Origin of the sequence: Metabacillus herbersteinensis (genome assembly GCF_042433335.1) — a bacterium.
Lineage (GTDB): Bacteria > Bacillota > Bacilli > Bacillales > Bacillaceae > Metabacillus > Metabacillus herbersteinensis.
Genome location: NZ_JBHLVO010000107.1, coordinates 1 through 541, shown reverse-complemented (window position 1 = coordinate 541; position 541 = coordinate 1). Strand labels below are relative to the sequence as shown.

Sequence of the window (541 nt, the reverse complement as noted above, 5' to 3'; positions counted from 1 at the left end):
TGAAATCACCAATAAGCTGGGCATGCACGCCCGCCCGGCGATGAAGCTGTTCGAACTGATGCAGAATTTCGATGCCGAAGTACTGCTGCGCAACGATGAAGGCACGGAGGCGGAAGCCAACAGCGTGATTGCCCTGCTGATGCTGGACTCGGCGAAAGGGCGACAGATAGAGGTGGAGGCCAGCGGTCCGCAGGAAGTTGAAGCCCTCGCCGCGGTGATTGCCCTGTTTAACGCTGGCTTTGACGAAGACTAAACGTGACGCTTCCCGGCGGCGGACGACTGGCGATTGTACCAGCCCCGGCGCCGGAGTAACCTGCTAATAGAGCTTATGCTCGCGCATGAACCCTTCCCCGCCCAGCTGTCGCATCTGGCGTAAGATCCAGGCCTGACGACTGCGCACATAGCCTGACGGCGCATCGGCGCGATAGCGGATCGGGTTCGGCAGCACCGCGGCCAGCAGAGCCGCTTCCCCCGGCGTCAGCTGACTGGCGGGTTTATGAAAATAGCGCTGGGCGGCCGCTTCCACACCAAATATCCCATC

The 541-nt window shown here is 61.2% G+C and carries 2 protein-coding genes; one reads left to right on the top strand and one right to left on the bottom strand.

Annotated elements, in window-relative coordinates:
• The coding region (gene npr / locus ACFFIX_RS27920; protein WP_378939918.1) for a PTS phosphocarrier protein NPr at window positions 1-253 on the top strand (253 nt) is incomplete at its 5' end.
• 63 nt (window positions 254-316) lie between these two features.
• On the opposite strand, the gene ACFFIX_RS27915 is transcribed toward npr, so the two are convergent.
• On the bottom strand, window positions 317-541 hold a 225-nt coding region (locus tag ACFFIX_RS27915; RefSeq protein WP_378939916.1), incomplete at its 5' end, for a transglycosylase domain-containing protein.